The following is a 21,200-nucleotide window of genomic DNA, read 5'->3' as shown; positions in this document are numbered from 1 at the left end:
TGGTTGATGAGGGCTGTTAAAGCAATGGTATCAGGCTGGCTGCGCACGCTGGTGACAGGCGGCCTGCTGCTGGCAGGCCTGAGTGCGCATGCCGCCAACGGGCTGGTGGAGATCCCGCCGCTCACCAGTGCCGTCACTGACCTGACACAGACACTCTCGGCGGAAGAGCAGACCGCACTCAACGAGAAGTTGACGCAATTCTCGCAACAGACAGGCTCGCAGATCGCGGTATTGATCTTGCCCAGCACACAGCCGGAAGATATCGCGCAATTCGGTATCCGCCTGGCGGATGCCTGGAAAATAGGCCGCGAAAAGGAGGATGACGGTGTGATCGTCATCATCGCCAAACAAGACCGTAAAATGCGCATAGAAGTCGGCTACGGTCTTGAAGGTGCCATCCCCGATGTGGTCGCCAAGCGCATCATCGCCGAACAGCTTTCGCCGGCATTCAAGCAAGGCCAGTTTTACCAGGGCCTGCACCTGGCGACAGACACGCTGATCAAACTGATACAGGGTGAACAGTTGCCCGCACCTGCCCAGCGTCAGCCAGCCGCTGCACAGCAGGGCCTGATGCACTGGTTACCTATCCTGATGTTTGCCGCCATCATAGGCGGCGCCATACTGCGCGGCATGTTTGGTGCCTTTTTTGGCAGTGCCGCGACTGGGGGTGCGCTTGCCGTGCTGGCGGGTTTCTTCGGCGCAGGCTTGCTGGTCATGGGCCTGGTAGGCCTGGCCGCATTCATCTTCACCCTGGCCATGGGTGGTGGACAGGGTGGCTTGCCCATAGGCGGCGGATTTCCCGGCAGCTTTGGTGGAGGCGGTGGCCGCGATATATTCAGCGGTGGCGGTGGCGGTTTTGGTGGCGGTGGCGCGTCAGGAGATTGGTAATGAAGCCGGTACATCCTTTCAGGCGCTTTCTGCGTCATCTCAGCAGTCATCCGTGGCAGGTCAAACGACACTTCTCGCAGGCCGCTTTGCAGCAGATAGAGCAGGCGATCACAGCCAGCGAACATCTGCACGCCGGTGAGGTGCGGGTCGTCATAGAGTCAGGCTTGCCGCTTTCCTGCATCTTGCAGGGCATGTCACCGCGGCAACGGGCGATACAACTGTTCGGCCAGCTGAATATCTGGGATACTGAACACAACAACGGCGTGCTGGTCTATCTGATGCTGGCGGACAAAGATGTAGAAATCGTCGCCGACCGTGGCATACATCAACATGTGCGTGAGCCGGGCTGGCAGCAGATCTGCCAGCAAATGGAAGGGATGTTTAGAAGTGGGCAGTTTGAACAGGGCGTCACACACGGCATTACTGCCATCGGCCAGCACCTGGCTGCACACTTTCCTCCCGAAGCGACGCCGCGCAACGAGCTCTGCAATCACGTACTGGTGCTGTAGCCTGCTGTTTGCCTGGGGCAGCACTGCCCAGGCAGATCTGAAAGATATCTCCCGCATCTACCATAGCCAGCCCAGCCTGCAGGCATTCGAGATCTGCCAGGGTGGCGGCTGTACCCGCTCTGATCAATTGCAACTGACCCCGCCCGAGTGGGATAACGTGGTGCAGATATTTACCCCGCAGGCTGAAAACGCTGAACAGGAACGTCAGCAGATCGCACAAGCGATAGGCATGCTCGAAGATATCATAGGCACCAAGATAGGCACCACTGCAGACCGCGCCGGCACCTTTGACAATAGCGATTACCAGCACCAGCAAGACTGTAACGATGAGGCCATCAACAGCACCACCTATATGCGCCTGATGCAACAGGCAGGCCTGATACGCTTACACACGATTACAGATACGCGCACCCGCAAATTCTTCTTTACCGGCTGGCCGCACAGCGCGGCGGTGATACGCGAAAATGACAGCCAGGCAGAGTTTGCGGTCGATAGCTGGTTTTACGACAACGGCCATGCCGCGACCATAGTACCGATGGCGCTATGGAAGGATGGCTACATACCCGCCGACAGCCCTATCCGTCACCGCGAATAAAGCCAGCTTATTTGCTGACTTGTTTACTTGCTGACCTGTTTACTGCTGACTAGCGCCGCAATAAAGGCTAAAATTCGGCCTTTAGAATCCTGTTAGAACTCCATTCTTATGCGCGCATCACAATTTTTCATTGCTACCCAAAAAGAAGCTCCTTCGGATGCCGAACTGATCAGCCATAAACTGATGGTCCGGGCTGGCCTTATCAAAAAACTGGGCAGTGGTTTATATAGCTGGATGCCGCTGGGCCTGCGTGTGTTACGCAAAGTAGAAAACATAGTGCGCGACGAAATGAACAAAGCCGGTGCCCTGGAATTGCTGCTGCCAGCCGTGCAACCGAAAGAACTGTGGGAAGAAACCGGCCGCTGGGCGGTGTTTGGTCCGCAGATGTTGAAGATCAAGGACAGGCACGAGCGCGATTTCTGTTTCGGCCCTACCCATGAAGAAGTGATCACTGACATCGCGCGTAAAGAGATCAGCAGCTACAAACAGTTGCCGCTGAATTTTTACCAGGTGCAGACCAAATTCCGTGACGAGATCCGCCCGCGCTTTGGCGTGATGCGCGCGCGCGAGTTCCTGATGAAAGATGCTTATTCTTTCCACACCAGCGTTGATTGCCTGGTGAATACCTACAACGGCATGCACACTGCTTACAGCAATGTGTTCACCCGTCTGGGCCTCAAGTTTCGCGCGGTGAAAGCTGATTCTGGTGCCATCGGTGGTGATGGTTCGCAGGAGTTTCATGTGCTGGCAGATAGCGGCGAAGATGCCCTGGCTTACTGTGAGCAATCTGATTACGCCGCCAACGTCGAGATGGCTGAGGGTGTGCCGACGGGTAGCCGCGCGGCGGCGGCCGAAACCATGCGTGAAGTGGATACGCCCAAGCAGACCACCTGTGAGGATGTGGCCAAGCTGCTGGACATAGCCGTGAGCAAAACCGTGAAATCGGTGGCCCTGATAGTGGATGAAGTGTTCACGCTGGCCTTGCTGCGTGGTGATCACCAGTTGAATGAAGTCAAGTTCGGTAAAGTGCCTGGCGTGCAGAACTTCCGCCTGGCGACTGAAGAAGAGATTCGCGCCAACCTGAACTGCCCTCCCGGCTTTATCGGCCCGGTCGCTGTCAATGCCAATGTGCGTGTGATCGCAGACCGCTCTGTCGCCGTGTTAAGCGATTTTGTCTGTGGCGCCAATAAACCGAAGTTCCATCTGGCGGGTGTCAATTTTGGCCGCGATCTTCCTGAGCCTGTGCTGGTCGCCGATATCCGTAATGTAGTGGAAGGCGATGCCAGCCCGGATGGCAAAGGCACGCTGAGTTTGTGCCGCGGGATTGAAGTCGGCCATATCTTCCAGTTGCGTACCAAATATTCCGAGGCCATGCAGGCGACTTATCTGGACGAAAACGGTCAGTCGCAAGTGATGGAAATGGGCTGTTATGGCATAGGCGTGTCACGTATCGTCGGTGCGGCGATCGAGCAGGGCCATGATGATAAAGGCATTATCTTCCCGCGTAGCATGGCGCCGTTTGATGTGGTGATCTGCCCTATAGGCCTGGATAAGAGTGATGCGGTCAAACAGGCGGCATTCGCGCTCTACCAGCAGTTACAGCAAGCCGGTGTCGATGTGCTGCTGGATGACAGGGGCGAGCGCCCGGGGGTGATGTTTGCCGAAAGTGACCTGCTCGGTATCCCCCACCGTATCGTGATCGGTGACCGTGGCCTGGCTGAAGGAAACGTGGAATATAAGGGCCGCACCGATACTGAGGCACAAAACTTGCAAGTGACTGACAGTGTTGCGTTTTTACGTGACAAACTTGGTCAATAACTGGAAGCTTTTAGTCATTCTGTTTGACGTCTGAACCGCTTCTGAAATGGATAGAATAGGTAAGATGAATAGCACCCGTGTGTTACCTTCTGCGCTAGTGATGGCCGGCCTGTTGTTGTGGTCGTCACTGGCCATGGCCGGCAACCAGCAAGAAGAGCCTTTAGCCAACAGCGTTAAATCGCTGATGCAAAAATCTGTCACTGACCTGGCGGCACCCCGCCTGTTGTTTGACAGCGAGCAGACGGCGCAACAATGGTTGCAGGAGATGTCGCTCAGGCTGGCAAAACGCATGCCGGATAGCCAATACCGCGAAGACTTTCTGAAATCTGTGTATTATGAGGCGACACGTGCCGGGCTGGACCCGCAACTGGTGCTGGGGCTGATACAGGTTGAAAGCGGTTTCAAGAAATATGCACTTTCCAGTGTAGGCGCCCGCGGCTATATGCAAGTGATGCCGTTCTGGGTGAAAAGCATAGGTGCCAACGAGCATAACCTGTTTGATATGCGCCTGAACCTGCGTTACGGTTGCACCATCTTGCGCCACTATCTGGATATAGAGCGTGGCGATTATTACCGTGCGCTAGGGCGTTATAACGGCAGCCTGGGCAAGCCGGAATACCCTAATCTGGTGGTGGGTGCCTGGCGCAACCACTGGCATTACGATACCCCGTTAAAACTGAATATCGCCAGCCAGTAGGCACTGGCTTGATCATAAAAAAAACCGCGCCGTTGCGCGGTTTTTTGTTGCTGGCGACATTGTTATTTCACGACTTTGAATCCGTAATAAGTGCCGAACTCGCCTTCGTTCTCGTGGTAAACAAAGAGCATGCCGTTGCTGTAGCCGGCGCCGTTGTAATGGTTGTGTGAGCGCAGCTTCATGGTTTTTGGCAAGGCGCTTTTGCCGACATACTGGCCAGCCAGGTCAAAAATCAGTACCGCTTTATGGTCCACGTCGAGCAGAGCCAGCTCATTGCCTGCCACGCCGGTAAAGCCGACAAAATGGTCACTGACATCATCATGTGCTACCTGCGCCTTGCTGAAGTCTAGTTTGATCTGCTTGAGCTTTTCGCGTTGATTGCTGTCCACCACAAACACCAGGTCGCCGTGTTCTTGCTTGGCATAATAAAGCTTGCTGGCAGGGTCATAGCTTGGCATGGTGCCGGCATCGCCAAAGGCAGGGTTAAACTGGCTGATATCGCTGGAACTGGTGAGGATTTCGCCTTTTTCGTTCACTTCCAGGCCGAAAATGCCGGTGTTAGGTGAAAAACCTGCAGCGGTGGAAATGTTATAAGTGATGGTTTCCAGTTTGCCGGAATTGGCGTTGTAATACAGCGAGCGGTTATCAAAGCCCGGCCGCGCGGAATTCACATATTGGCCGCTGGCGGTATAAGCGTGCACCTCGGATTTTGAGATGGGTGCTTCAAACTCGGTGCCCAAAGGCGCCAGGCCGCCATCAGCAATATAGTAATGCTGGTTGCTAGGCAAATAAGCCGCCGTCATAGGCCGCGTGGTGGGTTTTTTGACGAGCGGGATCTTAATGCCGACTTCAGCTTCCGGCAGAATCTCCGCCTGGCTGGTGAGCGACAGGCATAGCAGTGCCAGCCCGCCCAGTGTGTTTGTTTTAAATTGCATATCTCCGTGATCCTGTTTTTATATGTGCTGTGTAGACGCTATTTTAAACGACAAGTTTTAAGCTACTTGATTTTTTGTGCCGGTTTAATTTTTTGTAGAGGTAGCCGTGTGATCAGCATGGCATCGCCATAACTAAAGAAACGGTACGACTCCTGAATGGCATGCGCATAGGCGCGCTTAAGCAGATCATAGCCGCCAAAGGCCGAGACTAACATCATTAAGGTGCTTTTAGGTAAATGGAAATTGGTGATCAGGCGGTCTACCAGTTGAAACTCAAAACCGGGGGTGATGAAAATATCGGTCTCGCCATGGTGTGCAAACAGTTTTCCTGCACGAGCAGCGCTTTCCAGCGTGCGCAATGAGGTCGTCCCCACTGCGGTCACGCGCTTGCCGGCTGAGCGTGCGTGCAGTATGGCGGTGATGGTTTCTTCCGGCAGATGATACACCTCGCTATGCATATGATGCTCGGCGATATTGTCTACCTTCACCGGCTGAAAAGTACCTGCCCCTACATGCAGGGTCACGTAGCGTACATGCACGCCCTGGTCGGTGAGCTTCTTCAGCAATGCTTCATCAAAATGCAGCCCCGCAGTCGGCGCCGCCACTGCACCGGCATGCCTGGCGAACACCGTCTGGTAGCGGGTGTCATCCGCAGTATCCGCCGCATGTTCAATATAAGGCGGCAATGGCAGCTGACCATAACGCTCCAGAAAGTCATACCAGGAATCATTACCTAACAGCCGGATATGGAACATATCAGCATGGCGCCCCAGCACCTCAGCCTGATAACCCCCTGCCAGGTGCAGCACGCCGCCAGCTTTAGGTGAGCGCGATGATTTGATCTGCGCATAGGCTTCCTGCAACTCAAATACACGGTCTATCATCACCTCAATATTACCGCCGGTGGATTTTTGTCCAAACAATCGTGCTTTGATCACTTTGGTATCATTGAGCACCAGCACGTCACCAGCTGCAAAATGCTCGCTGATCTGGCTGAAAAAATTGTCCTGGATAGTCTCGTCAATCGCGTTGACTTCCAGCAGGCGACTTTGTGAGCGATTGGGTAACGGATGTTGTGCAATCAGGTGTGGCGGGAGATAAAAATCGAAATCTAGAGTTCTCATAAATCAAAATTACAGTTATAATAGCGGTCTTTGATGTCCTACATTATATCCCATGCCGGGATGGCGGAACTGGTAGACGCACTGGACTCAAAATCCAGCGCCGCAAGGCGTGCCGGTTCGATTCCGGCTCCCGGCACCATGTATACATCCAAAGAAGTTAAAAAACGTCCAACTTAGCCCGTAAATCAATGAGTTACGGGCTTTTTTGCGTCTATAGATCCCGAAAGCTTACACAGAGTAAGTCATTGCGAAGTGCTAAAAATAGAAAAAGGCAAAATGAGGTAGTATCTCGACTGACTAATTGCCAATTTCAATCTATAACAAAGAATAAACATGTCAAAGCTCTCATTCAGAACAGCCGTAAGAAAATTACTTGTTACCTCACTTGGACTGTTGCTTCTAGCTGGCTGCTCTACTGCTAGAGACCCTAAAAGTTTTACTCCATACGCTAGTGCAGAGCATTTGATCGTTAAGCAGGATTTCACATATTCAGGAAAGCGCGGACTTTATAACTTTAAAGAGGGCCTCCGTGAAGGGATATATAAAGCCGAGCTGCAAGACGAAGCGGGGACTTTTTACCGTGGGCCAGGCAAATGTGTTTTTACGATGCCAGAAAGTCACAGCAAGACTTTTGAGTATCAAGGTGGCTTATGGGTGCCAAGAGATGGAGGGCTTGAGAAAGCGAAGATCTACTCTTATTTCTCCGCAGAGGATTTTTATGCGAATAATCCGGGTGTAAGTTCTGTTTTTATCAATGTTGATGATGGAAAAATATTCCTATGGGATAAGGTGTTGAGTGAGGATGCTTTGAAAAATCTAGAGTGGCGGAAAAGCAATGAAGGCTCGGTGCAATAACTAACCAATGGCAAAGACACCTTCCCGTTCAATTTTAAAATGAAAAATCTAATTCAGTTCGCGCTACTGTTTGTTCTTTCCGCAATGTCAATGATTGCCAACGCTGGCGATAGGCAGATGATTGAGGTAGGGAAAACTGTCACTTTTCTTGGCAAGTTTGTCATGGCAGAAGGTTTGGATGTAAATGAAAGGTTAGTCTCTTATGAGGCACTGAAGTTAGATGAAGCTATCGATATTAAAGTTGATGGGCAAGTCTTTGAAAAAAATCAGCTATTGAAGCTTTGGTTAGATCGTATGCCAAAAGACACTTTTTCTAAGAACCGGAATGCTATTTTAAGAGTCACGGGGCAAGTTGATTTTTACTACCATGGGGTAAGTGCCTTTATTAATCCTGCCAAGTTCGAAGTTCAGAGAGTTGAATATGCAGGCGAGTAAGTATGAAATCCACAAAATCTTTCATTGAGGCGGTTTTTCATATCTTACTTTGGGATCTCTCAAAACGACCCTGGCTAAGGGCCGCCCAAAGACTGTATTTCAAGCAGATGTGCAGCTTCTGGTCACTTACCTTTGCGCTGATCTAAATATTTATCGCCAGCGATATGGTTTGCCTGATACATTTCATCCAGTTTTTTATTCAACGCGTCACACTTATCTTTTAACTGTTCGGAATCTTCCAGCCCGTCATTCAGATGTGCCATCGAGTAATCATATCTTTCACTTTTCTGCTTTTGCGTTAAGCCTGGCTCATTCATGGCTGCGTTGATTGCTTTCATCCGCTTTATGCGTATGTTGGCTTTGCTTGAATATTTAGCACATACCCCTTCTTGATTAGCTTCCACTTTTTTAATTTCGGCTTTAGAAAATGGCATGGCCTTTTCATAAGTATTGGTGGTGGTGATTGATTGCTGGGCGCAGGATCCAGCGAGTAAAGCCAGCAGGGGAATGAGTGCTCTTATCAACATAGGCTTTACTTTCTACTGGCTTATTCGCGATACGGGTTGTGTGGGGTTTCGCATTCTGACTACTGACGCGATAAGTAGAGTATATGCAATTGATACGACTTATCGATTCATAAATTGAATCAAAGTTTCAAAGGGAAGTGTATGTGCTTTTGTGGGGGGGCATATGCTTTATGTAAATAAAGTTCATACCTAAGATTCATAACAATGTTTTTACAAAACTGGTTTAATTTGGCTGTAAAAAACCATTTTTTGTGAAAATGGTTGTATTCAACCCGAATTAAGTCGGGAAAAATTCCCTAGTAAAGTTTTTTATAATTGAGAATCAGTCTCTTATTGCAAATAAATGTAATGGCACGCGTTTTGCAGTTGTTTGCGTAAATGTAAAAATCCAAATGTAAAATCTTAGTGGTGGGAATATGAGCGACACACTTGCATGGTGCGGAATCGATTTGAAGTGGGCTTATACAGTGGAGCTCAGACGCATAGGCCGCAGGACGGCCTGCGTGCAACGCGCCAAAGATATTCTGCATGATGCGCTGGTGTTTTTTGCCGTGTCTAGTAATCCAGCGCGCGAATCTGCCCCTGAAGCCTTTCTCAATGGTATCGTCAATCACCTGATGGTGGATGAATATCGTTATCGCACCCGTTTTGTCGAAGAAGACCAGATAGACGAAACTGCGATGATCCTCGAATGCTCGCCTGAGCAGATCTATGAGACGCGGCAGATGCTGTATAACCTGCAGCGCATCATCGATTTACTGCCTAAAAAGTGTCGCCAGGTGTTCTGGCTGTACCATGTGGATGAAATGAAACAAAACGACATTTCTACCCACCTGGGGATTAGTACCAGTATGGTCGAAAAACATCTCATTCGTGCTATGCTAGATATCCGCGCATTCCAACAAAAAATGGCACATTAATCTTAACCATGCTTAAACCGATGACAGTCAGTGAAATGGCAGCACGATGGTATCTAAGGATGCGCGAGCATTCTCAGGGTACTCCTGAGCGTGATGCATTTGAACGTTGGCTGGCAGATGACCCCAGGCACGCTTCCGAGTATGAAAGTATCACGCGCGCCATGCATAGAATGAGCTCGCCCGAGTCACTTTCTACCCTGGCGGATGAAGCCGAGCAGCATGCGTTTCTGGCGCAGGAAGCGCGCCGAAAAAACAGGCAACGCCGTGTCGGCCAATTGTTTCTGGTCAGCCTGCTGTGCATCATGAGTGTTGTCTTTCACCAGCAATATCTGGATTGGCAGGCAACCCCGGTGATGCAAATGGCTGCGCAAAACCCGGTGGGGCAGATCGCCTTTAAAACGCTGGATGATGGCACACGCGTCACCCTCAGCGCCAAGAGCGATATGGAAGTGACTTATTACCGGCATCAGCGCCATGTGTTGCTTAAAGAAGGTGAAGCCATTTTTGAAGTGACTAAAGACCCGGACCGCCCATTTGTTGTGGAGACTGACACCGCGCGTGTCACCGTGCTAGGCACCAGATTCGCCGTCAATAAATTACAGCAATTAGTGCGTGTGAGTGTAGACCACGGCACTGTCAAAGTAGAGCCCAAAGTCCAGGAGACACTGAATATTGAAGCCGAGACCCGCGTGATCACCAATGGTCAGGTGGTAGAGGTTTTCCCTAACCATGCCACTGTGCTGGTGAATCGCCCGGCAGCGGATGCCTTCTCTTTCCTCAATGGCCGGCTGGTGTTTGACCGCGCGGATATCAACGAGATCGCCACCACGGTTTCTCGTTACCGCCAAAAGCCTGTGCATTCACTGGGTAAGGATATCCGTAATATTTCAGCAGATATCAATATCCGCGATGTAGACCAGTTCCTGCGCGGCCTGCCAAATATCGCCCCGGTCACCATCAAGGACACACCGCAATACACGCTGGTTAAAAGCCGGTAGCTCGGCAATCAATTCCAATTAAAGGTGCCTGCGGGCACTTTTTTTTGTGCCTGTTATTTCCCAACAGTAAGCGTATGTATGAACGTCATAAACCCCACCATTGATTCGTGGCTCATAAAAGCTTGGCAGTGGGGCGTCAGTTTTATCCCTCAATATTTCAAAAAGCTGGATACAGCTGGTCTGGAAAAATCATGTGCTTGGCAATAAATGTAAATATAGGTAAACGACGTCAGGTTTTTCTCTCTCCCAGAGATGAGTCTATATAGAGGGAGATTCAGGTGATGCAGATCATAAAATTTAAACAATGTGCAATGTACACATTGTTTGCAGTCTGGGGGGGGCTTTCAGTACAACTCGCGTGTGCTGAAGCATTGAACAAACAGTTGCCTAAACAACAGGAGGAGACATTCAGTGTACCTATCAACATTGATATTCCGCAACAGCCATTGGCTAATTCGTTGCATGCATTAGGCAAAGCCACCGGCATGAGTATCTCTTTCCCCAATGACCTGGTTTCTGGCAAAACTGCACCAGAAGTGCGGGGGCGTATGACGCGGCAAGAGGCCTTGCGTCGATTGCTGCTTGAGACAGGATTAGCTCCAAAAGTAGAGGGTGATAGTGTCTATATCCAGAAAGCGCCTAAAGTTGAGGATAAGAATGTTCAATTGGACAAGGTCGAAGTTCGAGCCAAACGATTTTACGAAATTGGGCCATTGCCAGGCTTAGGTTTAACTAAAGAAGAAATACCGGGCAACGTACAAAGCATTTCGGCTAAGGAAATCAAAGAGTCCCATTCATTAAGTATCACAGACTTGATGAACCGAAAACTGCAGTCGGTCACGGTCAATGATTACCAGGGCAACCCGTTTCAAATGGATGTGCAGTATCGTGGGTTTACTGCCGGGCCGCAAATTGGTACACCACAAGGCCTGTCTGTGTTCTTTGATGGTATTCGGGTGAATGAACCCTTTGGTGACGTCGTGAACTGGGACATGATCCCTATGAATGCCTTGGCCAGCGTCGATGTATTCCCGGGCTCAAATCCTATTTTTGGGTTGGGTACCTTAGGTGGCGCATTTTCAGTAAAAACCAAAGACGGGTTTAATAATGCGGGCACCGACGCAACTATTCTTGCTGGTTCCTATGGACGAAAGTATCTGCAGGGCGAGGCAGGCTGGAATAACGGCACGGTTGCGTTATTTGGTGCGGGTAATTTTTTTCTGGAAGATGGTTGGCGCGATAACTCACCCAGTAAGGTGAATCAGTTTTTTGGTAAGGCTAGTTACCGTGGCGATAAACTAGATCTTAATTTAAGTACATTATTAGTTGGCAATGACCTTACCGGGAACGGTGTCGTTCCCACTAATTTTTATGAGCAAGATCGCAGTAGTGTATTTACCAGCCCTGATGAAACTAAAAACCGTCTTTCCCAGTTTCAATTGTCGGGCAACTATTTTGTCAATGATACTTTTACCGTGACCGGTCAGGTTTATCGAAGAAATAGCCGCCGCCAGCAAAAAAATGCTGATGTTTATACAGACTACAGAGGGCAGGCACTTAGCCAGAACTTTGCAAATGGCCAGGAATATACTTGTTTATTTGATAGTACTGGTCAGGCAGCTCAATATGGTCTTTCAGACTATGTGGTGATCGATGTACCAGACCCGAATGATCTGTCCAGCAGCCCATTTTTAAGTGAATTGTTCAACGGTAACGTAGATACCAGTTTGCTGGATGCGGATGCGTTTAACCAAACACTTACAGGTACGCCTGAAGGATCAGCTTTTTTAGCCCTGGCGCAATCCAATTTGGCCTACTGGGCAAATCCATCTCCATTGCTTAAAGCGAATATAGATGGCCCGGATATCTCGCTGCCAGAAACCCCATATTCCAATTTCTCTGCCTCTGCTCAATTCACCGGGCAGGTATTTGAAAAGGAGTTTGCTGTCGATTCGACTCCTGGAAGTTTTGGGGTTGGATTTGGCTATAGCATTCTCGGCGCGCTTGCCCACTCATACTTTTATACGCCAGATGGTGTCATGCATTTGGTCGCGTTTAAGGAAGCTAGAAATGGTGCCAACTGTTTAGCTACCCAGACCGGCGCGGCAGTCACCAAATACTACAACCCACTGATAGGACCCAATGGCCCGGTGGCTATCGACGGTATTACAGATGGTGGTACTGGTGTAGTTGATGGTATCCCGACAGCTGTTATCAACAATAATAATATCAACCAAAAAGTGGATGGTGCTTCAGTTCAATTCAACTGGAATCTGGCAAAACATAAGCTCATGGTGGGCGCGTCTATCGACAGTGCTTATGCGGAGTATAACAACTCGCAACGGTTGGGATTCTTTGATAGTAAACGTAATGGTTCATTGGGGCCGGATCGTGCATTAGATATGTTTGCGGCCGCTGATTTTGATATTCGAAATAATAATTTTGATGGCAACTCTATCACTAAAAGCTTGTATGTGAGTGAGACCTGGAGCCCCAAAGAAACTGTCCATGTGACAGGGGCGCTGCGTTATAACGCAACACAAGTGAGCACAACTTTAGCCGCGCGTGATTTTGGGCAGTCCGAAGTCACTTTAAACAGATATCTGAATGACCCGGCTCAATTCGGGTTTTGCCAGAATGGTATCTGCCCGGGAACAGGCTATACCAGTGCCATTCCGGGGATATATGTACTTCCAGCAGAGCATGAGAAATTCAGTTACTACTCTCTCAATCCATCACTAGGTGCGACATGGCAAGCCAGGGAAGATTTGAATCTATATGCCAATTGGGCGCAGGGCACTCGCACGCCTAGTGTCGTTGAACTGGGATGTGCATTGGATAAGACGCCTACCCGGTTCGGTACCGATCCAAACGGAAATATCATTTACATGCCCAGAAGTGTTGCATTGGGGCGTTCCTGCCAATTGCCTAGCGGCTTATCTGGTGACCCTTATCTGCCACAGGTAAGAGCTGAGACATTCGATGTCGGTGCCCGTGGTCGCTGGGGCGAGTCTCTGCAATGGAACTTGGGCTATTACCGCACAGAGTTGAAAAATGATATCTACATGGTCACTTATTTTGGTAACCAGAACTTTTTTGACACGATTGGTAAAACACGCAGGCAAGGCATTGAAATGGGGCTGAGTGGAGAGGCGGGTAAAGCCCGGTTTGGACTCAACTATGCATTAACCGATGCCAAATTCAGAAGTACTTTTGTCACTGGTGGCGATGCTAACAGCAGTGCAACTACACCCATTGTGATCGCAGGTACGGGCGAGACGACCTCTGGCGAAATTACCGTAGAGCCTGGAGATCGTATTCCTGGCGTCTCTCTACATAACCTTAATGCAAACTTTAGCTATGACCTGACTCCCGACTGGAGAGTGGGCCTTAGTGCGGTAATGCATTCCTGGTCTTACTTGCGCGGCAATGAAAACAATGAGCATCGGCCAGGGGTAGCAAGGCCTGTGATTATTCAAACATTCAATCCTAATGGTTTTCAGACAGTCTATCGTCAGCCTTCGTCCAATCCAGGAAAGATTCCGGGATATACCGTATTCAACTTTCAAACAAGCTATCGATTCAATAAGGAATGGACGGCTACGCTGTTGGTAAACAACCTGTTTGACAAAGAGTATTTTAGTGCAGGGCGTTTGGGTGTGAATCCATTCTCTCCATCTATCAATGGTGCCGTAGGGTCAGATGGCTACAACCATAATTCTGGTGATTGGCTAAGCACGAATTTTGTTGCACCAGGCGCTCCACGCGGTGTCTGGTTCAGTTTGAACTGGCATTTTGTGCCGGATTAAAGATGCCTTGCCCGGGAGAACTTCACTTCCGGCAGCGTGAGAGATTGAGTGGATCTAGTGCAGCAGTTAATAGGTGGTAATTCATTATGTTGAGGAGGCATTTGTGGACTGCCAATAAATAACCCGTATTCAATTGCTATCGGTTTAGAACTTGCAAGGACTAACGATGCAATTAATTGGTGTTGCAGGCAGCCACAAATGCCTGCTAATTGTACCTTCTTTTCAAGGAGTTAGACATGAAAAATGTAACATTAAGATTAGCAGTATTAGGCAGTGTTGCATATTCTGTCGCTGCTTTAGCGGCGCCAGGATTTACCGCTTTGCCCACCACAACACCTTTCCCGCATCCAACAGTGTCAGGCGCGACTACCGCGTATGTCAGATGCAACGATACAGGTGATTTTGGTTCAGGTTTGAGCAATCGCAATCCTACTACCGCTCCCTCAAATGAGTGCTATTTAACTCCGAATCCTGCCGGTGATCTTTCTTCTCCTATTTCTGGCTATGGATTGGTCACTTCAGCAAGCCGCCCGGTGACTTTGAATAATATCTACTCAGGTAATACAAACAAGAGCATAGGTACTGTACTCGATGTGGTTTGGCGCAAGCCTGCAGCAACAGCACCAGTTACGCCTACACCGATGTGCATCTACGGCACTAAATTCACTGCAACTGCAAATGATTACAACACCACAGCTGTGGGTAATCAATACTTCGAGGCAAATGGAGTCGCAAGAGCTGGTTTTGTTGACGTCAGTACCCCAAGTACACCTGTTGCACGAGATGTAGAGGTCGCCTATGCCAGAATGACAGGCACATCAGAGGTTTTATTCCGTGCTGGACGCGCTTACACATCTGTTCAACATCGCGTTGGCGACCAGGATATCCCACAAACTGGACTGGGTAGCAATCCTTCTATCAATGGCTTGAATTCTTGGCCAGGTAGCGCTTCCGCTGCACAGCAAACCGCTGATTTGAATAATAACTGGGTAGAGTTCACGACTGACATCAATGCGCGTGACGATGATACCTCCACCACTGCATCATCTGCCATGTTCTATATTCGCACTACATGCACTACTGCAGCACCAGCAACCGTGACGGATGCGATTCGTTTACGTCAGACATTCCAGGAGCAAAGTACCGATGGTTCAAATCCATCTGCAGATCAAAACTTCATTGAAGTGACTGTATCTGGTTTTGTTGCACCGGGCGGTGCTGCTGCACCTGCACATACTCAACCGTTCTGATTGAGTCAGTAAATATAAAAAGCCCTTGGCAAGGCAAGTGATTTGCCTTGCCAACGAATAGAGCGTGTTCGCTTAAATTAAGGAGTTCAAAATGGCTATTAAGATATTCAACGCAACAGAAACCGAGTACACAGGCACCATTAATGCTGATTATATCTATGGCAATAATCTGGGGAATTTTATTGATGGCGGTGATGGTAATGATGTGATTGTTGCAGGTAGTGGTGATGACTTGTTACTGGGAGGAGAAGGCGATGACATTATTTCTGGCGGCGCTGGCAATGATGTGATCGATGCTGGTAATGGCAATAATGTCGTGGATGGTGGCGCTGGTAACGATTACATCGCGGCGGGTGATGGTAATGATGTGATCTCTGGTAATGCAGGCGATGACACGATTTTTGCTGGCGGCGGTGATGACATATTAACCGGCGGTGCAGGCGCTGATTATATAGAAGGGCAAGGCGCATCTGCTGGTGATGAAACAATCGATGGCAATGTGTATTTGGCCACCAGTGATGATTTCTTGATCGGTGCCGAAGGTAATGATACTTTCGTCATTACTTCAGAAGAAAATGCCGTTAATTTATATATTAAAGGTGGTGTTTCTGGACTGGACAATAATGGGGATGCCGCACGCTACATCAATGTAAGCGAGCTAGAGGGTGAAGAAGAGGAGGGTGGTGAGGAAGAGGGCGAGTTGCTGGTTTTTGATACTGTCACTAATCAATATGTTGAAATTGAAGATCAGGAAATGTCGGAAGAGATTGAAACTGATGTTCGTTTAAACATTGTGACACGCCCAGGTTCTTCTGCCATCAGCACCTTCGCGACCACTATTGCTGGTTACAACGCGGTTGATACACTGGCATTCACTCAGTCCGGGGAATATGAAAACATCACTTTCCTGGGCATTGAGCGGATCGAGCTGGCGAGTGGTGTAAACATTACTTTATCAGCCGATCAACTAGAAGCAAATGGTGAATCATTAAGTCTGGGTTTCCTGAATCCAGGTACCCATATTTATGGTGTAGCAGGCGGCCCTGCTGAGACAGTGACCATAGAGCTTGAGTTTGAAGAGGCTGAGTTTGAGCCTGCAAGCACTATCGTCGGTGCGGTTGAAGTAGAGTATGACAAAGCGTCTATCGAGTTTGACGATTACTCTGTTGCTAATCTGTTCCATAACGTTGATATCATCTATGACGCCAGCGAAGGTGTAGCAGGCAGCTTTACCCGTGTGGACGGTGCTAACGAGTCAGCCGGTGCCAGCGAGACCTTGATCGGTAGCGAAGGTGTTGATTATGCGACCATGCGTCTGGGTGATGACATTGCTTACGGTAACGGCGGCAATGACCTGCTGATCGGTCATGGCGGTGCTGACTACCTGGATGGTGGCGAAGGCAATGACATTTTTGTGATCGGCGGTTTTGGTAGTGGTGTGCAAGGCACGACTTCCAAGGCAGATGACGGTAACAAAGAGTGGATCGCTACTGGCGCCAAGCATGATGTGATTGTGGGTGGTGATGGCGTGGATACGCTGCGTATCACTACAGGTATCGGTGCCAACACCAAGGCGAACGGTACTGTTGTGCTCAATAACGACAACTTCAAGTCTATGGAAGTGGTGCAGGTGGGCGGTACGGTTGGTCGCTTGAATGTAGAAAATACAGACTTGCAACTGCTGAATGACCACTACTACTTTAAAGCCAACGGTACAGTGGCTGACCTCTCCAACACCCTGGGTAACAACGGCGGCACTATCAACAATGTGGTGGTGGATGCTTCTGGCGTGACTACCAATGGCCTGCGTTTTGAAGGTAATGCCAACCAGCAGACCTTTATCGGTACCAGCAAGGCTGACGTGTTTGTTGGCAACGGTGGTAACGATACGCTGACTGGTGGTGGCGGTGCTGACAAGTTTGTATTCGGCAAAGTGTACGAGCAAGTGGTGACAGGTTCTGCAACCACTGTGCAGACTTACACCAACACTGCGTTCAACCTGACTGGTGTAGACACCATCACTGACTTCACCCGTGGTACTGACAAGCTGGAATTGCATCTTGACCAGTACAGCAATCTGGTTGGCTTTAACGCCAGCATGTTGCGTGTGAATGCGACTGGTACTGCACAGGATGCCAATGATTACCTGGTTTACAACACCACAACCAAGACACTCAGCTACGACGCTGACGGTAATGGTAGCGGCGCCAAGGTAGACATTGCGATTCTGACTGGTGTGAATACATTGTCGACTTCTGACTTTATCATCGTTTAATTGCGATAGCTGTGGATGGCCTAGCATCCGCAGTTTTTTGTTAAAGAAATACCCTGGTGAACATGTTGTCGCAATCCGAAACCATCAAACAAGTCATGTCCGAACTTTGGCCCACCTGGCGCAAAGTGTGGCTGTTTGGCGTCGTCACCAACCTGCTGATTTTAGTCCCCTCCTGGTATATGCTGGAGGTGTATGACCGTGTCATCAACAGCCGTAATGTGTCTACATTATTGATGCTGACCCTGATGGCAGCTTTTGCCTACCTGGTGATGGAAGCGCTGGAATGGCAACGCCGCCGCCTGCTGCAAGCCGCCTCTCACCACTTTGAACAATCACTGCAACAGCGTTTATTCGAGCGTGTGTTTACCGCCAAATTATCCATGCCGGAGTTTCCGGCACAGCAAGTGTTTGCTGATTTTTCTAGCCTGAAAAGCACCTTGCATTCTTCGGCCCTGCTAGGCCTGATGGATGCACCTTTCTGCCTGATCTTTCTGCTGGCTGTGTTCCTGATCCACCCGGCATTGGGTGTGCTCACCTTGTTAGGGCTATTGGTGCAACTGGTGTTGACCCTGCAGAACCAGGCGCGCGTGGCGCCCATGATGAAGCAGGCCAATCAGCACGCCATGGAATCGCAGCGCTACTTTGCCAGCATCAGCCGGCATGCGGATGCGATGCAGGCCATGCAGATGATAGTGCCGGTGGAGCAGCGCTGGTTGCAAAGTCAGCATGGCTTTTTATGGCAACAGGCGCAGGCTTCTGAGCTGGCAGGCAAGAATGCGGCGGCTTCGCGCTGGTTGCAGACCATGCAGACCAGCCTGATCCTGGGCCTGGCGTGTTACCTGTTTATTGCCGGCGAACTGTTCAATGGCGGCGCCATGATGATAGTCGCCTCTATCCTGGCGGCACGCGTGCTGTCACCGCTGGTGCAGTGTGTGGGCAACTGGAAAACCTATGAGCAGGCTTGGACCGCTTTTCAGCGCATAGAAAGCCTGTTTGCCGGCGCTGCGCAAAAAAGCGCAGGCCTGGTGCTGCCGCCACCTAGCGGTGAAGTCTCGGTAGACCAGCTGACTTATGCGCAACCGCAAGCAGGTAAGGTGCAAGCAGAAGTGTTTATCCGCCAGGTGCAATTCAGTTTGCCTGCCGGGCAGGTGCTGGTGGTGGCCGGCGCTTCGGCCTCGGGCAAAACCACCTTGGCAAAATTGCTGGTGGGGCTGGTCGCGCCTACCAGTGGCCGTGTGCGTTACGACGGCGTAGATGTGCATGGCTGGGACAAAACTCGGCTGGGGCCATATGTGGGTTATCTGGCGCAGGAAGTAGACCTGTTCGATGGCCGTATGGTCGATAATATCTGCCGCTTTAACAGCCCAGACCCGCAGGCCTTGTCCGAGGTGATAGAGCTACTGGGTTTATCCGACTGGATCGCTCAGTTGCCGCAAGGACTGGATACCCTGATAGGGCAATCCGGCGTGCCGCTGTCTGGTGGTGAGCGGCAGTTGCTTGGCCTGGCGCGTGCACTGTATGGCAAGCCGCGCATCGTGGTGCTGGATGAACCGAATGCCAATCTGGATACCGCTGCCGAGCGCATTTTTCAGCTGGCTATCGCGCGCCTGAAACAGCAGGGTACGACCTTTATCATTATCAGCCACCTGCAGCATATCCTGAATAGCGCTGACTTTATGCTGGTGATGCGCCAGGGGCAGATGATACGTTATGGCAAGCCGCATGATGTGCTGGCGAGCTTTCAGTCCGAAACAGTCAAGCCTGAAGCAGGCAAGGCCGAAGCAACCAAAGTAGGTTCAGCCACAGCAAAAGCAGTGAAAGTCGCGCAGCCATGAAACCAGTCAGTCAATATTCATTGTGGGTGCTGATCAAGCCGTTCCGCCGGCAATTCATGCAGATGGCCTGGCTCAGCCTGTTGACCAATGTGCTGATGCTGGTGCCTACCCTGTACATGCTGCAATTGTATGACCGCGTCATGCAAAGCCGTAACACCCTGACCCTGGTGGCGGTCACCGCGCTGACTGCCGGTCTGTTATTGCTGATGGCAGGTGCGGACTGGTTGCGCAATCTGTATGCGATCAAAACCGGCGTGCAGTTCGATCTCACTTATGGCAAGCAGGTCTTCTCCGCCATTTTTGATACCCGCACCACTCAACGCCAGTCGCCGGTGCAGTCTTTGCAACAACTGACCACAGTCAGGCAGTTTATGACCGGGCAAGGTTTGTTTGCCATGCTGGATATGCCATGGAGTGTGGTGTATATCGCTGTGCTGTTTGTGCTGCACCCTGTACTGGGGGCGACCGCTATCGTGTTTTGCCTGATCCAGTGCCTGGTGGCGTGGTGGAACCAGCAAGTGATCGCCGGCCCGGCCCGGCAGGCGCAACACAGCAAGCAGCAGACCGAGAACTTTATCCAGCAAAAGATACGTCATCTGCAGACCAGCCATGTGCTGGGCATGTCGCACACCTTGCGCCAGCGCTGGCAGGCCTTGCTGGCCGAACAGTCGCAGGCTGAGAACGTGTGGCTGGCCGCCAGTGACCGTAGCCAGTTCGTTAATAAATGGGTGCGTTACACCATGCAATCGCTGATGCTGGCGATCGCCGCCTGGCTGACTATCAAAGGCCAGATCAGCGTCGGTTCCATGATCGCTTCTAATGTACTCATTGCCCGTGCACTGCAGCCGTTCGATGTGATCGTGCATAGCTGGCGGCAATGGTTGCAGGCCAATGCCGCTGCCAGCGATCTGCAAGCCATGCTGGCAAGCCGCCAGCAGCATCTGCAAACCCTGCCGGCCATACAGCCGCTGCAGAGACCTTACCATCTGCAGCTGGAGGGCGTGGCGGTAGAGCTGCAAGCGCGGCGCATCCTCAATAACCTCAACCTGAGCATCTCGCCCGGCCGCTTGCTGTGCATCATGGGGCCTTCCGGTTCCGGCAAAAGCACGCTGGCGCGTTTGCTGGTAGGGGTGGTCACGCCGCATGCGGGCAGCTACCAGATCAACCAGTCTGCCATACAGGCCGGCAATGCCCGCACACTGCTGACTGGCATAGGCTATCTGCCGCAGCAGGTGTCATTGCTGGAAGGCAGCATCGCCGAGAATGTGGCCAGGTTCGGCGCGCTCGAAAGCCAGCATATCATCCAGGCCTGCCAGCGCGTAGGCCTGCACGAAGCGATACTGCGCTTGTCGCATGGTTACGATACCCGCCTGGATGAGCAAGGCCTGCCATTGTCCGGCGGCCAGCGCCAGCTGCTGGGGCTGGCGCGCGCCATTTATAAAGAGCCGCCTTTGCTGGTGCTGGATGAACCTAACGCCAGTCTGGATGAGTTTGGCGAGGCACGGCTGATGGAATTGCTGCAAGCCTTGAAAGGCTTGCAGACCACCATAGTGGTGGTGACGCATCGCTCTGGCGTGCTGAAAGTCACCGATGACCTGCTGATCTTCAAACGTGGCGAAGTGGTACATCACGGCCCGCGTGATGCCGCCATCGCCTATCTGAATCAATTGCAGTCTGCTGCACCACAAGCAGTTGCTTCTGACATGACCGCGCAACCCACATGAGTGTAT

Annotated in this window: 17 protein-coding genes and 1 tRNA gene; 15 read left to right on the top strand and 3 right to left on the bottom strand. The window is 50.8% G+C overall.

Annotated elements, in window-relative coordinates; genetic code table 11:
• Positions 1–24: 24 nt before the first annotated feature.
• From ACT6RZ_RS12135 to ACT6RZ_RS12115, 5 genes are all read left to right on the top strand, one after another.
• Complete coding sequence (locus ACT6RZ_RS12135) at positions 25–888, top strand: TPM domain-containing protein (RefSeq protein ID WP_444702360.1); 864 nt, start codon at positions 25–27, stop codon at positions 886–888.
• Complete coding sequence (locus ACT6RZ_RS12130; protein WP_444702359.1) at positions 888–1,397, top strand: TPM domain-containing protein; 510 nt, start codon at positions 888–890, stop codon at positions 1,395–1,397. Before ACT6RZ_RS12135 ends, ACT6RZ_RS12130 begins: the two co-directional genes overlap by 1 nt.
• The gene (locus ACT6RZ_RS12125) at positions 1,285–1,992 is read left to right on the top strand and encodes a hypothetical protein (protein ID WP_444702358.1); all 708 of its coding nucleotides are present in this window, start codon (positions 1,285–1,287) and stop codon (positions 1,990–1,992) included. The genes ACT6RZ_RS12130 and ACT6RZ_RS12125 overlap by 113 nt, the downstream gene beginning before the upstream one ends.
• A gap of 108 nt (positions 1,993–2,100) precedes the next feature.
• Positions 2,101–3,810 carry a proline--tRNA ligase gene (locus ACT6RZ_RS12120; RefSeq protein ID WP_444702357.1) on the top strand — a complete coding sequence of 570 codons (1,710 nt, stop codon included), beginning with the start codon at positions 2,101–2,103 and terminating at the stop codon, positions 3,808–3,810.
• A 64-nt stretch (positions 3,811–3,874) separates the two neighbouring features.
• Complete coding sequence (locus ACT6RZ_RS12115; protein ID WP_444702356.1) at positions 3,875–4,507, top strand: lytic transglycosylase domain-containing protein; 633 nt, start codon at positions 3,875–3,877, stop codon at positions 4,505–4,507.
• Between the two features lie 62 nt (positions 4,508–4,569).
• Here the strand turns inward: ACT6RZ_RS12115 and ACT6RZ_RS12110 are convergent, their stop codons facing one another.
• Both ACT6RZ_RS12110 and queA read right to left on the bottom strand, forming a co-directional pair.
• A complete protein-coding gene (locus ACT6RZ_RS12110; protein ID WP_444702355.1) occupies positions 4,570–5,442 on the bottom strand; it encodes a hypothetical protein in 873 nt (290 codons plus the stop codon).
• A gap of 62 nt (positions 5,443–5,504) precedes the next feature.
• Positions 5,505–6,566 (bottom strand): tRNA preQ1(34) S-adenosylmethionine ribosyltransferase-isomerase QueA, encoded by a 1,062-nt coding sequence (queA, locus tag ACT6RZ_RS12105; RefSeq protein ID WP_444702354.1) that lies wholly within the window; start codon positions 6,564–6,566, stop codon positions 5,505–5,507.
• A gap of 54 nt (positions 6,567–6,620) precedes the next feature.
• On the opposite strand from queA, the gene ACT6RZ_RS12100 reads away from it, so the two are divergent.
• The 3 genes from ACT6RZ_RS12100 to ACT6RZ_RS12090 all read left to right on the top strand — a co-directional run bounded on the left by ACT6RZ_RS12100 (position 6,621) and on the right by ACT6RZ_RS12090 (position 7,856).
• A tRNA-Leu gene (locus ACT6RZ_RS12100) sits at positions 6,621–6,705 on the top strand.
• Positions 6,706–6,899: 194 nt separating this feature from the next.
• Positions 6,900–7,421: a hypothetical protein gene (locus ACT6RZ_RS12095; protein ID WP_444702353.1), complete on the top strand. Its 522-nt coding sequence runs from the start codon at positions 6,900–6,902 to the stop codon at positions 7,419–7,421.
• Positions 7,422–7,460: 39 nt separating this feature from the next.
• Positions 7,461–7,856, top strand: a complete 396-nt coding sequence (locus tag ACT6RZ_RS12090; RefSeq protein ID WP_444702352.1) for a hypothetical protein — start codon at positions 7,461–7,463, stop codon at positions 7,854–7,856.
• Positions 7,857–7,978: 122 nt separating this feature from the next.
• Here the strand turns inward: ACT6RZ_RS12090 and ACT6RZ_RS12085 are convergent, their stop codons facing one another.
• Positions 7,979–8,383 carry a hypothetical protein gene (locus ACT6RZ_RS12085; RefSeq protein WP_444702351.1) on the bottom strand — a complete coding sequence of 135 codons (405 nt, stop codon included), beginning with the start codon at positions 8,381–8,383 and terminating at the stop codon, positions 7,979–7,981.
• 449 nt (positions 8,384–8,832) lie between these two features.
• Here ACT6RZ_RS12085 and ACT6RZ_RS12080 point away from each other — a divergent pair, with 449 nt between their 5' ends.
• From ACT6RZ_RS12080 to ACT6RZ_RS12050, 7 genes are all read left to right on the top strand, one after another.
• Entirely contained in the window at positions 8,833–9,303 is a 471-nt protein-coding gene (locus ACT6RZ_RS12080; protein ID WP_444702350.1) for an RNA polymerase sigma factor, read from the top strand.
• An 8-nt stretch (positions 9,304–9,311) separates the two neighbouring features.
• The gene (locus ACT6RZ_RS12075; RefSeq protein ID WP_444702349.1) at positions 9,312–10,301 is read left to right on the top strand and encodes a FecR family protein; all 990 of its coding nucleotides are present in this window, start codon (positions 9,312–9,314) and stop codon (positions 10,299–10,301) included.
• Positions 10,302–10,582: 281 nt separating this feature from the next.
• The gene (locus ACT6RZ_RS12070) at positions 10,583–14,110 is read left to right on the top strand and encodes a TonB-dependent receptor domain-containing protein (protein WP_444702424.1); all 3,528 of its coding nucleotides are present in this window, start codon (positions 10,583–10,585) and stop codon (positions 14,108–14,110) included.
• Between the two features lie 236 nt (positions 14,111–14,346).
• Positions 14,347–15,360, top strand: coding sequence for a hypothetical protein (locus ACT6RZ_RS12065; protein ID WP_444702348.1), 1,014 nt, complete (start codon positions 14,347–14,349; stop codon positions 15,358–15,360).
• A 91-nt stretch (positions 15,361–15,451) separates the two neighbouring features.
• The gene (locus ACT6RZ_RS12060) at positions 15,452–17,635 is read left to right on the top strand and encodes a calcium-binding protein (protein WP_444702347.1); all 2,184 of its coding nucleotides are present in this window, start codon (positions 15,452–15,454) and stop codon (positions 17,633–17,635) included.
• Between the two features lie 62 nt (positions 17,636–17,697).
• Positions 17,698–19,470 (top strand): type I secretion system permease/ATPase, encoded by a 1,773-nt coding sequence (locus tag ACT6RZ_RS12055; protein ID WP_444702346.1) that lies wholly within the window; start codon positions 17,698–17,700, stop codon positions 19,468–19,470.
• Entirely contained in the window at positions 19,467–21,194 is a 1,728-nt protein-coding gene (locus tag ACT6RZ_RS12050) for a type I secretion system permease/ATPase (RefSeq protein WP_444702345.1), read from the top strand. Before ACT6RZ_RS12055 ends, ACT6RZ_RS12050 begins: the two co-directional genes overlap by 4 nt.
• The last annotated feature ends 6 nt before the right edge of the window (positions 21,195–21,200 follow it).

Origin of the sequence: Methylophilus sp., assembly GCF_052437885.1 — a bacterium.
Lineage (GTDB): Bacteria > Pseudomonadota > Gammaproteobacteria > Burkholderiales > Methylophilaceae > Methylophilus.
Note: the sequence above shows the minus strand (reverse complement) of the source record. Positions and strands in the feature narration are given on the sequence as shown.

Coding starts and splice junctions, on each gene's coding strand:
- ACT6RZ_RS12135 (WP_444702360.1), top strand. CDS start 25: ATGGTATCAGGCTGGCTGCGCACGCTGGTGACAGGCGGCCTGCTGCTG.
- ACT6RZ_RS12130 (WP_444702359.1), top strand. CDS start 888: ATGAAGCCGGTACATCCTTTCAGGCGCTTTCTGCGTCATCTCAGCAGT.
- ACT6RZ_RS12120 (WP_444702357.1), top strand. CDS start 2,101: ATGCGCGCATCACAATTTTTCATTGCTACCCAAAAAGAAGCTCCTTCG.
- ACT6RZ_RS12115 (WP_444702356.1), top strand. CDS start 3,875: ATGAATAGCACCCGTGTGTTACCTTCTGCGCTAGTGATGGCCGGCCTG.
- ACT6RZ_RS12110 (WP_444702355.1), bottom strand. CDS start 5,442: ATGCAATTTAAAACAAACACACTGGGCGGGCTGGCACTGCTATGCCTG.
- queA (WP_444702354.1), bottom strand. CDS start 6,566: ATGAGAACTCTAGATTTCGATTTTTATCTCCCGCCACACCTGATTGCA.
- ACT6RZ_RS12095 (WP_444702353.1), top strand. CDS start 6,900: ATGTCAAAGCTCTCATTCAGAACAGCCGTAAGAAAATTACTTGTTACC.
- ACT6RZ_RS12090 (WP_444702352.1), top strand. CDS start 7,461: ATGAAAAATCTAATTCAGTTCGCGCTACTGTTTGTTCTTTCCGCAATG.
- ACT6RZ_RS12085 (WP_444702351.1), bottom strand. CDS start 8,383: ATGTTGATAAGAGCACTCATTCCCCTGCTGGCTTTACTCGCTGGATCC.
- ACT6RZ_RS12075 (WP_444702349.1), top strand. CDS start 9,312: ATGCTTAAACCGATGACAGTCAGTGAAATGGCAGCACGATGGTATCTA.
- ACT6RZ_RS12070 (WP_444702424.1), top strand. CDS start 10,583: ATGCAGATCATAAAATTTAAACAATGTGCAATGTACACATTGTTTGCA.
- ACT6RZ_RS12065 (WP_444702348.1), top strand. CDS start 14,347: ATGAAAAATGTAACATTAAGATTAGCAGTATTAGGCAGTGTTGCATAT.
- ACT6RZ_RS12060 (WP_444702347.1), top strand. CDS start 15,452: ATGGCTATTAAGATATTCAACGCAACAGAAACCGAGTACACAGGCACC.
- ACT6RZ_RS12055 (WP_444702346.1), top strand. CDS start 17,698: ATGTTGTCGCAATCCGAAACCATCAAACAAGTCATGTCCGAACTTTGG.
- ACT6RZ_RS12050 (WP_444702345.1), top strand. CDS start 19,467: ATGAAACCAGTCAGTCAATATTCATTGTGGGTGCTGATCAAGCCGTTC.